At 63.7% G+C, this 12,152-nt stretch carries 13 protein-coding genes; 6 read left to right on the forward strand and 7 right to left on the reverse strand.

The window, feature by feature from the left end; all coding sequences use genetic code 11:
* Positions 1–30: 30 nt before the first annotated feature.
* Positions 31–555 carry a 3-hydroxyacyl-[acyl-carrier-protein] dehydratase FabA gene (gene fabA, locus IYX23_RS17540; RefSeq protein ID WP_014891799.1) on the reverse strand — a complete coding sequence of 175 codons (525 nt, stop codon included), beginning with the start codon at positions 553–555 and terminating at the stop codon, positions 31–33.
* A gap of 259 nt (positions 556–814) precedes the next feature.
* Between fabA and irrA the strand changes: the two genes are divergently transcribed.
* The 3 genes from irrA to IYX23_RS17555 all read left to right on the forward strand — a co-directional run bounded on the left by irrA (position 815) and on the right by IYX23_RS17555 (position 2,718).
* On the forward strand, positions 815–1,261 hold the full coding sequence (gene irrA / locus IYX23_RS17545) for an iron response transcriptional regulator IrrA (RefSeq protein ID WP_018406277.1): 447 nt from the start codon (positions 815–817) through the stop codon (positions 1,259–1,261).
* Positions 1,262–1,360: 99 nt separating this feature from the next.
* Positions 1,361–2,347 (forward strand): HWE histidine kinase domain-containing protein, encoded by a 987-nt coding sequence (locus IYX23_RS17550; RefSeq protein WP_196394249.1) that lies wholly within the window; start codon positions 1,361–1,363, stop codon positions 2,345–2,347.
* Positions 2,344–2,718, forward strand: a complete 375-nt coding sequence (locus IYX23_RS17555; protein ID WP_196394250.1) for a response regulator — start codon at positions 2,344–2,346, stop codon at positions 2,716–2,718. Before IYX23_RS17550 ends, IYX23_RS17555 begins: the two co-directional genes overlap by 4 nt.
* On the opposite strand, the gene IYX23_RS17560 is transcribed toward IYX23_RS17555, so the two are convergent.
* On the reverse strand, positions 2,719–3,330 hold the full coding sequence (locus IYX23_RS17560) for an SH3 domain-containing protein (protein WP_196394251.1): 612 nt from the start codon (positions 3,328–3,330) through the stop codon (positions 2,719–2,721).
* 190 nt (positions 3,331–3,520) lie between these two features.
* On the opposite strand from IYX23_RS17560, the gene IYX23_RS17565 reads away from it, so the two are divergent.
* Both IYX23_RS17565 and IYX23_RS17570 read left to right on the forward strand, forming a co-directional pair.
* Entirely contained in the window at positions 3,521–4,516 is a 996-nt protein-coding gene (locus IYX23_RS17565; protein WP_196394252.1) for a D-glycerate dehydrogenase, read from the forward strand.
* Between the two features lie 63 nt (positions 4,517–4,579).
* Complete coding sequence (locus tag IYX23_RS17570; protein WP_246716920.1) at positions 4,580–5,074, forward strand: META domain-containing protein; 495 nt, start codon at positions 4,580–4,582, stop codon at positions 5,072–5,074.
* Positions 5,075–5,193: 119 nt separating this feature from the next.
* Here IYX23_RS17570 and IYX23_RS17575 read toward each other — a convergent pair whose 3' ends face one another.
* The 5 genes from IYX23_RS17575 to IYX23_RS17595 all read right to left on the reverse strand — a co-directional run bounded on the left by IYX23_RS17575 (position 5,194) and on the right by IYX23_RS17595 (position 11,470).
* Positions 5,194–6,012 (reverse strand): universal stress protein, encoded by an 819-nt coding sequence (locus IYX23_RS17575; protein WP_196394254.1) that lies wholly within the window; start codon positions 6,010–6,012, stop codon positions 5,194–5,196.
* Between the two features lie 74 nt (positions 6,013–6,086).
* Positions 6,087–7,580: a histidine--tRNA ligase gene (gene hisS, locus IYX23_RS17580; protein WP_196394255.1), complete on the reverse strand. Its 1,494-nt coding sequence runs from the start codon at positions 7,578–7,580 to the stop codon at positions 6,087–6,089.
* A 71-nt stretch (positions 7,581–7,651) separates the two neighbouring features.
* Positions 7,652–8,089: a GIY-YIG nuclease family protein gene (locus IYX23_RS17585; protein WP_196394256.1), complete on the reverse strand. Its 438-nt coding sequence runs from the start codon at positions 8,087–8,089 to the stop codon at positions 7,652–7,654.
* Positions 8,090–8,873: 784 nt separating this feature from the next.
* Positions 8,874–10,802, reverse strand: coding sequence for a 1-deoxy-D-xylulose-5-phosphate synthase (dxs, locus tag IYX23_RS17590; RefSeq protein ID WP_196394257.1), 1,929 nt, complete (start codon positions 10,800–10,802; stop codon positions 8,874–8,876).
* Between the two features lie 149 nt (positions 10,803–10,951).
* Positions 10,952–11,470 carry a L,D-transpeptidase gene (locus tag IYX23_RS17595; protein ID WP_348643685.1) on the reverse strand — a complete coding sequence of 173 codons (519 nt, stop codon included), beginning with the start codon at positions 11,468–11,470 and terminating at the stop codon, positions 10,952–10,954.
* A 391-nt stretch (positions 11,471–11,861) separates the two neighbouring features.
* Here IYX23_RS17595 and IYX23_RS17600 point away from each other — a divergent pair, with 391 nt between their 5' ends.
* Positions 11,862–12,152 (forward strand): lipoprotein, encoded by a 291-nt coding sequence (locus IYX23_RS17600; RefSeq protein ID WP_196394259.1) that lies wholly within the window; start codon positions 11,862–11,864, stop codon positions 12,150–12,152.

Raw genomic sequence — 12,152 nt, forward strand, 5'->3', positions numbered from 1 at the left:
GCGGCGCTTTCCCGCGCCTTGCTGAGCGCTTCAGGCGGCGGCCGGCGCCTCGGCCTTGGCGAGCCCGACCTTCAAATCTTTCGCCTCATAGATTCGCTCTCCGTCGGCGGCGACCCAGCCATCGGCGATGCCGAGCACAAGCTTGCCCTTGAAGACGCGCTTAAAGTCGATGCCGTAGGTCACCTTTTTCACGGTCGGGCGAACTTGCCCGCTGAATTTCACCTCGCCGACGCCGAGCGCCATGCCGCGTCCCGGATTGTCGAGCCAGGCGAGATAGAAGCCGACCATCTGCCACAGCGCATCGAGGCCAAGGCAGCCGGGCATCACCGGATTGCCCTTGAAATGGCAGTCGAAAAACCAGAGGCTCGGCTTAATGTCGAGTTCGGCGCGCATGTAGCCTTTGCCGTGCTCGCCGCCGTCTTCGAAGATCTCGGTGATCCGGTCGAACATCAGCATCGGCGGCAGCGGCAGCTGCGCATTACCCGGGCCGAACAGCTTCTCCTCGCCGCACGCCAGTAAATCCTCGTAGCCGAATGAGGAGCGCCTTTCGCCCATCGTCCTGTGTTCCTCGCGTTGGAGCCTTTGAAGGCCCATCCTCCCCAAGCGCCCTCAAAAGGCGCCCTTATTTTTCTGCGCAGGCGGCGGCTCCGGTCTTAGCCGCTCCTGAGCGAAGCGATCCGTAACATAGCCTCGCCCGGGCCGGAAGCGCCGTCGCAAGCGGGGTCGCAACGCCCGAGCGGCGTTGAATTTCCCGCCATTCCCCCTATGATGCCATGGAGAAAACCGCGAGAGTAGAAAACCGCGAGCCGCTGCAATGGACGCCGAGCCAATTTCGACCGTTCCGCCAGACTCTGCGCCCCGCAAGCCGGTCGCAGAGTTGCTGGGCGACGCCGGGCTGCGGCCCACCCGCCAGCGGCTGGCGCTCGGCGAGCTGCTGTTTGGTCAAAGCGGCGATCGTCATGTGACGGCGGAGCGGCTCTATGAGGAAGCTCTCGCCGCCAATCTCTCCGTTTCGCTTGCGACCGTGTACAACGCGCTTCACCAGTTCACCCAGGCGGGCTTGCTGCGGGAGATCGCCGTCGACGGCGCCCGGGTGTATTTTGACACCAACACCGCCGACCACCATCATTTCCTCCTCGAAGACGACGGAGAGCTGTACGACATCGCCGGCGCGAATGTCTCGGTCTCCGATCTTCCCCAGCCGCCCGACGGTTTGCGGGTCGCACGCGTAGATGTCGTGGTGCGTCTTCGCCGCGCCTAAGCCCGCCCTATAATCTGAAGACGACAAATTTCGAAGCAGCTCGACGTCGCTCGCAGAGCCGTAGAGATCTCTTCGAAAACCAGGGTGGGGCGAGGAGCAATGTCGCAGCGAGCGACCGAAAAGGAATCCGAGATCACCTACGCGCAGTTCAAGGCGCTTGCCAATTCCATCCCGAATCTTGCTTGGATGGCGCGGCCGGATGGATGGGTGTTTTGGTACAATGACCGGTGGTACGAATATACCGGCACGACTCCTGAGGACATGGCGGGATGGGGTTGGCAATCCGTGCATCATCCGGACGTGCTGCCCAAAATGCTGGAACGCTGGACGCATGCAATTGAGCGTGGCGAGTTTTTCCAGATGATCTTTCCGCTCAAGGGCGCCGACGGGCTCTATCGACCTTTCCTGACGCGCATCGAACCGTTACGCGAAAACGGCGTCATCGTCGGGTGGTATGGCACCAACACCGACGTCACCGAACAGGAACGCGATCGCGAACGCTTGCAGCTTCTGATCCACGAACTCAATCACCGCGTCAAGAACACGCTGGCCACGGTTCACTCGATCGCCATGCATTCTTTGCGCGACCTGAAGCCGAATTCGGCCGAGATCTTCGAGAACCGTCTGCTGGCGCTCGCCGCCGTGCATGACGTGCTGACCCGTGAGAACTGGACGAAGGCGCAGGTCGACGAACTCGTGCGCACCGCCATCGCCCCAGCGGGCGCTGAGAACTTTGACGTTTCGGGACCACCCGTCGACGTCTGCCCGCGCATCGCGTCGGCGCTGGCGATGACGCTCCATGAGCTATGCACGAACGCCGTCAGACACGGATCGCTGTCGGCGCCCGGCGGACGAGTCGCGATCGACTGGAGCGTCGACTCCGCGCGGCGAACGCCGATGCTCCATCTCATCTGGCGCGAACAGGGCGGACCGCCGATTTCGCCGCCGTCCAGCAAAGGATTTGGCATGCGGCTGATCGAGCGGACGCTGGCGTCCGACGCGGGCGCTCAGGTCGCGGTCGAATTTCGGCCTGAAGGGTTGCGCTGCGCAATGGACATTCCCCTCACCCTGGAAATGCTCAAATGAGCGGACCCCGCATTCTTATCGTGGAAGACGAAGCCGTCATCGCCATGGCGCTTGAGATGTTTCTCGAGGAGCTCGGCGCCCAGGTCGTCGCGACCGCCGGCAATATCCAGGACGCACTGCACAAGGCGACGAGCGAAGATTTCGACATCGCCTTTCTCGACATCAACCTGAATGGACAGAAGGCTCATGTTCTCCCCGGCGTCCTGGAGCGCCGGCAAAAGCCCTTCGCTTTCGTGACGGGGTATGGCGAACAGGGCGTGCTCGAGGCGCATGCCGACGCGCCGGTCGTCGCCAAGCCCTTCAGTCGGGCCGCCATTTCGGCAGCGCTGGAAACGCTTAAAAGCCGCCTGCCGGCGGGGCCATCCGCGTGATTATTCGAATTTCTCGCCCGGATAGACGCCCCAGAGATTTTCCTGCTCCATGTAGCCGTCAAAGCCCTTGCCGGCGATGCGGCACCATTTGCCGTCGCAGCCGCGCAAATTGCCGATGACGCCCGGACCGAGCTTGGCCGTCGGCGTCGAATGATCGGCGGCGACGAGCAGCTGTGGCTCCTTTTTCCACGGCGCGACCAAGGCGGTGCGCCGTCCAGAGAGCAGCGAGTGCAACACCCAGCCTTCGGCGCCTTCGGAATCGCGGATCTTGCGCCAGGTTTCGAATTCGGCGGTGATCTCGACGGGGAGCGCCGCGCGTTCGTAGATCCAGACAGCCGGATGTTCCTTGCTCGGTCCCTCGCGAACATTGACCCGATCCGATTTGAGGCTGACGTAGCGGGGCAAGGGCAGGCCGCTCACCGGGCCCTTCTGCGACTCCTGAGCGCTGGCGTGCGCTGCGCAAAATACCGCGCATAGGAGGGCGGCGAAAAACGCGCGGCGACGCTTTTGGAAAAGTTCCTGAGCGTTTGAGAAAGCAGCCGAAACTGGCTCAGATTCTGCATTTATTCGCGACATGATGGACTGATCGCTCGCTTGTCTTTGGCCCGTCATCTGCTAGGAAGTCGAATGCGTCCGCCGAGGAGGCGTATTGGTTTTGTCGCTGACCGTCGTTAAGACCCGGTTGAAGCCGGCGAAACTCGCCGGCGTCTTTTCATCCGCCGCGGCGACGCGGCCAAGATCATAGCGCAATCGCAGAAGCGCTGCTGCAACACAACATAAACGCGGAGGCACGACCAGGGATATGCCGAAAAAGAAGCCGCTCGTTGTCGTGTCGCGCCGGCTGCCCGAGGTCATCGAAACCCGCATGTGCGAGTTGTTCGACACCCGCCTCAATGAAAGCGACAAGCCGCTCACTCATGACGAACTCGTCGAGGCCATGCGCACGGCCGACGTGCTGGTGCCGACCATCACCGACCGCATCGATTCCCATCTGATCGCCCAGGCCGGCGAGCAAATGAAGCTGATCGCCAATTTCGGCAATGGCGTCGACAATATCGACGTCGCCTCGGCGCTCGATCGCTCCATCACCGTCACCAACACGCCCGGCGTTTTGACCGAAGACACAGCCGACATGACGATGGCGCTGATTCTTTCGGTGTCGCGTCGTCTCGTCGAAGGCGCGAGCGCCATTCCCGACGGCGCTTGGGCGGGCTGGTCGCCGACCTGGATGCTCGGTCATCGGATCACCGGCAAGAGACTCGGCATCGTCGGCATGGGCCGGATCGGCCAAGCCTTGGCGCGGCGTGCGAAAAGCTTTGGGCTTTCAATTCATTACCATAACCGTCGGCGAGTCTCGGCCGATCTCGAAGAGCAATTGGAGGCGACTTATTGGGAGTCGCTTGATCAGATGCTGGCGCGGGTCGACGTCGTGTCGATCCACTGCCCGCACACGCCGGCGACCTATCACCTTCTCTCCGCCCGCAGACTGGCGCATCTGCGTCCCCACGCCATTCTGATCAACACCGCGCGCGGCGAAATCGTCGATGAGAACGCGCTGGTGCGGATGCTTGAAGCGGATGAGATGGCCGGCGCCGGCCTCGACGTCTTCGAGCATGAGCCCGCCGTCTCGCCCAAATTATTGAAGCTCGCCAAGGCCGGGAAAGTCACGCTGCTCCCGCATATGGGCTCGGCGACGATCGAAGGCCGCATCGATATGGGCGAGAAAGTGATCATCAACATCAAAACCTTCATGGACGGCCATCGGCCGCCTGACCGCGTCCTGCCGAGCATGTTATAAGGCGCTGCGCTGCGGCCTCGGCCGCCTGGCGCAGGTCGCTTTATGGGGAGGATGATTGACGCGATGAACAGGATTTTGCTCGCCTTAGCCGCCTCGCTCTGCGCCGTCGCGCTCGCCTCCGGGCCTACCGACGCCAAGAGCGCGAAGAGCGCCAAGCCGCCTCAGGGCGCGGAGCAGAAGCAGCCGGAAGACGAAAACAAAGAGACGGGCGGCCTTCCGCGGTATCAGCCGTTCCCGCACAATCAGAATTTCGTGCTCAAGGAGATCAACGGCAAAGCGCCGCCGGTGGAGATGTGGATCTCGATCGACTCAACGGGCCGCGCCAACGGCTTTTCGGGCTGCAAGAACTGGTCGGGCATCTTCATCATCGGCCCCAACCGGCTCGGACCGCGCACCATGCCGGCGGTCAACGAACGCAAATGTGAAGGCCCGCTCGCCGCCTTCGAGCGCGACTATTGGGCAGTCCTGCTCTCGGGCCCCTATTGGGACACCAAGGGCGACGACCTCTTCCTGAAGGGCGCGCAGGGCGGCGTGCTGCATTTCCAGCGTTCGCTCTAGGACCGGTCAGTCGCTCGCGACGAGCGAGATTCCTGAATAGACTCCCGGAGTTCCGATCGCGACGGGCATCCCGATCAGGCCTTCGGCCTCTCGGGAGGGGAGCGGCGATGCGCCGGCGATTATTTGACCGGCGACGCGAGCAGCGGACAGGGCGCCTCGTGCAGCACGCGCTGCGTCGTCGAGCCCCGCAGCGCCTCCAGCAGGCCCTTTCGGCCACGCGTCGGCATGGCGATCATGTCGGCCTTGATCTCCTTCGCGTAGGAGAGAATGGTTTCGACGACCGGCCCGCGGCGCAACTCGATGTGCGGCAGCAGCCCTTCAAAAAGCGGCAGATCTTCGCCGACGTGCAGCAACATGACGTCGGCGGCCGGGTTGAGACAATGCGCGAGCGCGGCGACGTGGCGGAAGGCGTCGAGCGGCGAGACCGTCGCCTCGACCGGCATCAGCACCGTATTGAGCGACACGGCGCCAGTCTCCCGGTCGACGAAGCCTTTCTGGTCCTCGCGCAGGAACAGCGCCGGCACATGCGTCTCGCGCGCCGTTTCCTCCGCGACTGAGCTGGCGAGCAGCCGCTCCAGAGCGCTGCGCGGCCGGGTCATCATCACAAGAAGATCGCACAGGTGCCGCTCGACATAGGCGGTGACGCCGACGACGGGCGATTCCGATTCGACCGACGCTTTGACGAATTTAACGCCGAGCTGCTCGGCGACGTCCTCTCGCGTCGCGGTGGGCGAGATCATCTTCCAGCGCGCCAACATCTCGCGCACCTGCGGAAAGCGGCTCCAATCGTCCTCGTCGGTCTCGGGCGCTTCGATGTGCAGAATATGAAACATGCTCTTGCAGGCCACGGCGATGCGCAGCGCATGCGCGAAGGCGTCCTGGCTCGCGAAGGAAAGATCGGTGGGATGCACGATTGATTTGGGCGTGTCGCCATTCATCTGCGTTTGCTCCTCTATCCCTTCGCAAAACTATACGCGCCGGCGCGCCTGGCAATGATCTGCTTCGCCGCAGGTTAAATTTGTTCCTTGAGCGCCTTTTGGACCTCTTCGACCAGTTCGGCTTCCGGCACGGCGTATTGGGCGGGGCGAAGCGCCTTCCATTGCTCGTTGGTGGCGATATTGGCGGCGGCCTTCGCGCCGGCGACGAGATCCTTGATCGTGACCTCGCCGCGCGCTTTTTCGTCGGAGCCCTGGATAATCGCAAGCGGGCTGTTGCGCCGGTCGGCGTATTTCATCTGCGCCTTCATGCCGGCCGCGCCGAGATAGATTTCCGCGGCGATCCCGGCGCCCCGCAGCTGCGCCGCCATCCGCTGATAGTCGGCGAGCCTGTCGCGATCGAGCACCAGCACCACCACCGGTCCGACATGCGGACGCGCCGAGACGATCGGGCTGCCGATCAGCTTCAAGGCCGCGAAGAGCCTCGAGACCCCGATCGAGAAGCCTGTCGCCGGCGCATTTTCCGATCTGAAACGCCCGACCAGCCCGTCGTAACGGCCCCCGCCGCCGACCGAGCCGAAGCGCACGGGATTTCCCTTCTCGTCGCGGGTCTCGAAGGTGAGGTCCGCCTCGAAAACGGGGCCGGTGTAATATTCAAGGCCGCGCACCACGGAAGGGTCGATGCGGATGCGATCCGGCCCAAAGCCCGCATCGCGCGCGAGATCCTCGATTTCCAGAAGCTCCTCGGCGCCCTGAGCGCCGACTTCGCTCTTGCCGAGCAGGCCGAAGAGATCGAAGGCCGGCGCGCCATCCCGATATTGCCCCCCGAGGCTGAAGGACAGAATCGTGTCGATCGCCGGCAGTGGGAGCCCCGCGCCCTTGGTGAAATCCCCGCTTTCGTCCTTGCGGCCCTCGCCAAGCAACTGCCGGACGCCATCGGGGCCCAGCCGATCAAGCTTGTCGATGGCGCGCAGCACGACGAGGCGGCGGCCCGCGTTCTCCTCGCCGGAAAGGCCGATCGACTGCATCACGCCATCGAGCACCTTGCGGCTGTTGATCTTGATGACGTAGTCGCCGCGCGCGATCCCTAAGCGCTCCATGGCGTCCGCGGCCATCATGCAGATCTCGGCGTCGGCGGCCGGCGAGGCGGAGCCGACCGTATCGGCGTCGAACTGCATGAACTGACGAAACCGCCCTGGCCCCGGCTTCTCGTTCCGGTAGACGTGGCCGACGCGATAGGACCGATAGGGCTTTGGCAGGCGATCGAAATTCTGCGCGACGAAGCGCGCCAGCGGCGCGGTCAGGTCATAGCGCAGCGACAGCCATTGCTCGTCGTCGTCCTGAAAGGAAAAGACGCCCTCATTGGGCCGATCCTGATCGGGCAGGAACTTGCCGAGCGCGTCGGTGTATTCGATCGCCGGCGTCTCGAGCGCTTCGAAGCCGTAGAGCTCATAGACCTCGCGGATGACGTTAAGCATCCGGCCCGTGGCGGCGAGTTCGCCCGCCTCGCGGTCGGCGAGCCCGCGCGGCGCGCGCGCCTCAACTTTGGTTTTGATTTCGTCTTTTGACATAAGCCTGATTGGCCGCGGGATCGGTCGCCCGCGCCTCTAGCGAGAGTTCGGCCGCTCTCTGCGACTCGCTCTTAGGTAAAACGTGCCGCCTTCCTAGCATTTTCCCACCGGGAAGGAAGGGCCGCGCCTTCCGGCCAGAATCGCAAATGCGTGGCGCAGCGGCGGCAATCCGAACTGCCGAAGCCGGCGACCGGGATTGGCAGATCGTCGAGCGCGGCGTTTAGGGCGCATTCGTCGCCCTGTTCCTCGACAAAGGCGCCGAGCAGACTTGCTACGGCGGTAAGCTGGTCGACATGCCAGTGGGCGCGCTTTTGCGGCCGCATGTGCCGCGCCAGTCGCGCCCGCAGTCCGCCCGGGCCTCGCGCCGAGCCGCAATAGAGATAGTCGCCGGCGGCAAGCAGGCCTTCCCACTTTCCAGCCCAAACAGCGAGCGGCGCGTCGAGACGCAAGGCCAGCGCATAGGCGCCGGGCGTCGCGGGCGCATCGGCGGCGGAGGCGATAAACAACATTACTCCGACAACTTCTTTTTTATGGCGGAGGTTCGCGATCGAGGCCGCGTTCGATTTCTAGATCTTCTCCAGCGAGGAAGCCAATGACGCCGTAGCTCAATCAGGAGCGGCGTTGCCGCTGCAAACGCGGCCGCGATTGCGTTGATCGTCTGGGAATCCAACACACAAGCCTCCATTGAGAGAAGCTGTGTGAAGCATTTTTTCCGGGGGCCATTTGTAGTGTTCGTCTTTCCGGCACCCTGTCAAATCAGCCGATTTTTTCGGTTTTATGCTTAGTCATAAGCTATTGATATCTCGCTACCCACACTTGTCTTCCTGACAAGTGTCGCAGTGAGCGCCGGCCAGGTGCTATATGATGCAGCATTGAATTCTAAAGCGAATCGATGCGCAACAAGCAACAGTTTTCGCAATTTGATGGGTTTGCATGGTCGCAAGAGCTCTGCGGCCCCTCGGTTCGATCTCAAAAAGCCAACAATGATCCAGGATATTGCGCAGCAATTGCTGCACAAAAACTTCCTCACGGCACAAATTGCTGCGCCTTTGCTGCGCGGTAAGCGCTTGAAACACCGTGCATAAATTTTTGGCGACGGCGCGACCCCTGAATTCCCAAGGCACGGGCGCTCGTAAGTCATGCGGGAGGCTCCGCGGACTCGCGGACTGCCTCTAAAGGTATAACCATTATTTGGGAGATCTGACCGGCGAGCGACCTGAGACGAGTTCAGCGCTGGCGGACGCGCCGCGTTGGCGCGCTACAGTGACAATCGGGGTGATTTGAGAACGCGCCTTAGGCGATCATCACTCGCGCCGCGGCCTTTTCGTCGCCCAGGAGCTCCAGCGCCTTGCCGACGATCGCCTTGCTGTCGAGCATCGCCTTGGCGATCATCAACTCATGCTTGTCATGGTCGATATAGGCGTCGGGCAGGGTCATGCTGCGGAATTTGAACGCGCCGCGCACGCCGTCCAGCATCCCATCTTCGGAGAGCGCCTGAAAGACCTGCGAGCCAAAACCGCCGATAGATCCTTCTTCGACGACGATAAGCGCCTCGTGATTGGCGGCGAGCCGACGCAGCAGGTCACGATCGATAGGCTTGGCGAAGCGGGCGTCGGCGACGGTGGTCGAGACGCCGTAGCTTTCAAGCTCCGCCGCCGCCGTCAGAGAATCCGCGAGCCGGGTGCCGAGCGAGAGGATCGCGACCTTGGAGCCTTCCCGCAGGATGCGGCCCTTGCCGATCTCGAGAACGTCGCCGCGTTCCGGCAGGTCGACGCCCAGGCCCTCGCCGCGCGGATAGCGGAACGCGCTCGGGCCCTCGTCATAGGCGGCCGCCGTCGCCACCATATGCATCAACTCGCCCTCGTCGGAAGGCGCCATGATGACGAATCCCGGCAGACAGCCGAGATAGGCGAGATCGAAGGCGCCGGCGTGGGTCGGACCGTCCGCGCCGACGAGCCCGGCGCGGTCGATGGCGAAGCGCACCGGCAGATTCTGGATCGCCACATCGTGAACGACCTGATCGTAGCCGCGCTGCAGGAAGGTCGAGTAGAGCGCGCAGAAGGGCTTGTAACCCTCGCAGGCGAGGCCGGCCGCGAAGGTGACGGCGTGCTGCTCGGCGATGGCCACGTCGAAGGTGCGATGCGGGAAAGCCTTGCCGAAAATGTCGAGGCCGGTGCCGGACGGCATCGCCGCGGTGATGGCGACGATCTTGTCGTCATGTTCGGCTTCGGCGATCAGCGCCTTGGCGAAAATATTCGTGTAGGTCGGCGCATTGGCCTTGGGCTTGATCTGGATGCCCGTCGCGACGTCGAATTTGTTGACGGCGTGGCATTTGTCGGCCGATTCCTCCGCCGGCCCAAATCCCTTGCCCTTCTGCGTGACGACGTGAACGAGGACGGGTCCGTCGTCCTTGTCGCGGACGTTCTTGAGCACGGGCAGCAGATGGTCGAGGTTGTGGCCGTCGATCGGCCCGACATAATAGAAGCCGAGCTCCTCGAACATCGTGCCGCCGGTAATGAAGCTGCGCGAGAACTCCTCGGCTTTGCGGGCCTTGTCGTAGATGAAGCGCGGCAAATGGCTGGCGAGCTGTTTGGCGGCCTCGCGGATCGAGCGGTAGGCGCCGCCCGAAACCAGGCGGGCGAGATAGGCGGACATGGCGCCCGTGGGCGGGGCGATCGACATGTCATTGTCGTTCAGAATGACGATCAGGCGAGAGTGCAGCGCCCCGGCGTTGTTCAACGCCTCATAGGCCATGCCGGCCGACATCGAGCTGTCGCCGATCACCGCGACGACGTGATTGTCGCCATCGGCGAGGTCCCGCGCCACGGCCATGCCGAGCCCCGCTGAGATCGACGTCGAGGAATGGCCGGCGCCGAAGGCGTCATATTCGCTTTCGGCGCGCTTGGTGAAACCCGACAGCCCGCCGCCCATGCGCAGCGTGCGGATGCGGTCGCGCCTGCCGGTGAGGATCTTGTGGGGATAGGTCTGGTGGCCGACGTCCCAGATCACCTTGTCCCGCGGCGTGTCGAAGACATAATGCAGAGCGACCGTCAGTTCGACGACGCCAAGGCCCGCGCCAAGATGGCCGCCGGTCACGGAGACAGCGTCGATCGTCTCGCGCCGCAAATCCTCCGCGACCTGCTTGAGCTCGTTGGGACGGAGCTTACGCAGATCTTCGGGGGAGGCGATGCGGTCGAGAAGGGGGGTTTTGGATGTCGTCAATGTCTCTACTCTGCTCGTCAACAACAAGCGCCAGAAATCCGAGCATTACCCGTTAATAAGAAGCCCCGCAAACGCGCCGCAGCTTCCATTACGATTCAATCCGAGAGTGTTGCTCAGATGCAACGGCGGGCGCTGCGGACCCGGCACGCCTAGTAAGGGGAGAAGCTCTCCATGCCGGAGCCGAAGTATGGCTCTTCGTAAGCAGGGCGCGGTCGCCGCGTCATGCGTGGGCGCTCGGCCGCTTGGCGCCCGCCCTCCTGGCGCTCCGCCTCCTGGCGGCCGGCCGCGCGGCGGGCGCCGCCGGTGATTTCGATCGTCGCCCCGTGCTTTTCAACCCAACCGAAGAGCTGCCGCGCGTTGGGAACCGCGAGCCGCACGCAGCCGTGGGAGAGCGGACGGCCCAAACCGCGCTCATAGCTCCCGTGAATGGCGAGGCCGCGCGGCGAAAAGAAGATCGCGTAGGGCATCGGCGCCTGATCATATTCGTCGGAATGATGATCGGCCTCCATGCGCATGACGCTGTAAGTCCCGGCCGGCGTTTCATATCCTCGGCGGCCGCTGGAGATGCTCCACCTGACCGTCTCGCCCTCCGGCGTGACCGCCTCGAGCCTTTGCGCGGCAAGGTCGATGCGGACGCGCACCGCGGCGCCTGCGGGGGCCACCGTCACGAAAACAGCCGCGGCAAGAGCCACGAATAGTCGCTGAAAACTGGCCATGCTCGACCTAAACACGCAGACGCCAAATCGTAAAGGCGCGCCAATGAATGGCCCGGCTTTTGGGCTTTCTCGGTTAATTTGGCTCTCTGGAGCGCCGCGTCCACCGCAGCCGAGTTGGGGGCCACTGGCGGCAGGCGTCCAACCGCTCTGTTTGTTCCCTTGGAACAGCAAAGCTTGGCGACTGGCGAGGTCCTGACGTAACCCGAGCGGCGCGCCTCACTGGGGCGGCGGCCGCCGGACTGTCCCGAAGCCCGCAAAGAAGCCGATCTTCGCCACGCCCGCGCCCTCGCCTTTTTTTGCTTCATCGCTATAGTGCGCCGGCTCTCCCCTGGGACGAATCGCCGTGACGCCTTCATTGCCGCTCCTCACCCGCCGCCCCTTGGCGGTTCTTGCGCTGGCGCTCGTCGCCGCGAGCCTCGGCGCTTGCGGCCGGCGCGGTCCCGTGGAACTGCCGCCAGAAACGCAGGCGCGCGGAGCGATCCTGCGGGCGGAAGCGGAAGCGAGAGCGGCGCGGGGGGCGCCCCGGCCGGCGGCCGGCGCTGCTGAAACCTCTGTCCCGCCGCCGCCGATTCCGGGCACCATCGGCAATCGCCCGCCGGCGCAATATCCCTTCCCGCTCGACCCGCTGCTGTAA

The organism is Methylocystis sp. L43 (genome assembly GCF_015709525.1).
Lineage (GTDB): Bacteria > Pseudomonadota > Alphaproteobacteria > Rhizobiales > Beijerinckiaceae > Methylocystis.

Excerpts from the sequence above, each read along its gene's own strand:
- IYX23_RS17570 (WP_246716920.1), top strand. The coding sequence starts at position 4,580 with ATGAACAGGATTTTGCTCGCCTTAGCCGCCTCGCTCTGCGCCGTCGCG.
- IYX23_RS17575 (WP_196394254.1), bottom strand. The coding sequence starts at position 6,012 with ATGAATGGCGACACGCCCAAATCAATCGTGCATCCCACCGATCTTTCC.
- fabA (WP_014891799.1), bottom strand. The coding sequence starts at position 555 with ATGGGCGAAAGGCGCTCCTCATTCGGCTACGAGGATTTACTGGCGTGC.
- IYX23_RS17585 (WP_196394256.1), bottom strand. The coding sequence starts at position 8,089 with ATGTTGTTTATCGCCTCCGCCGCCGATGCGCCCGCGACGCCCGGCGCC.
- IYX23_RS17550 (WP_196394249.1), top strand. The coding sequence starts at position 1,361 with ATGTCGCAGCGAGCGACCGAAAAGGAATCCGAGATCACCTACGCGCAG.
- IYX23_RS17555 (WP_196394250.1), top strand. The coding sequence starts at position 2,344 with ATGAGCGGACCCCGCATTCTTATCGTGGAAGACGAAGCCGTCATCGCC.
- IYX23_RS17565 (WP_196394252.1), top strand. The coding sequence starts at position 3,521 with ATGCCGAAAAAGAAGCCGCTCGTTGTCGTGTCGCGCCGGCTGCCCGAG.
- hisS (WP_196394255.1), bottom strand. The coding sequence starts at position 7,580 with ATGTCAAAAGACGAAATCAAAACCAAAGTTGAGGCGCGCGCGCCGCGC.
- irrA (WP_018406277.1), top strand. The coding sequence starts at position 815 with ATGGACGCCGAGCCAATTTCGACCGTTCCGCCAGACTCTGCGCCCCGC.
- IYX23_RS17560 (WP_196394251.1), bottom strand. The coding sequence starts at position 3,330 with ATGACGGGCCAAAGACAAGCGAGCGATCAGTCCATCATGTCGCGAATA.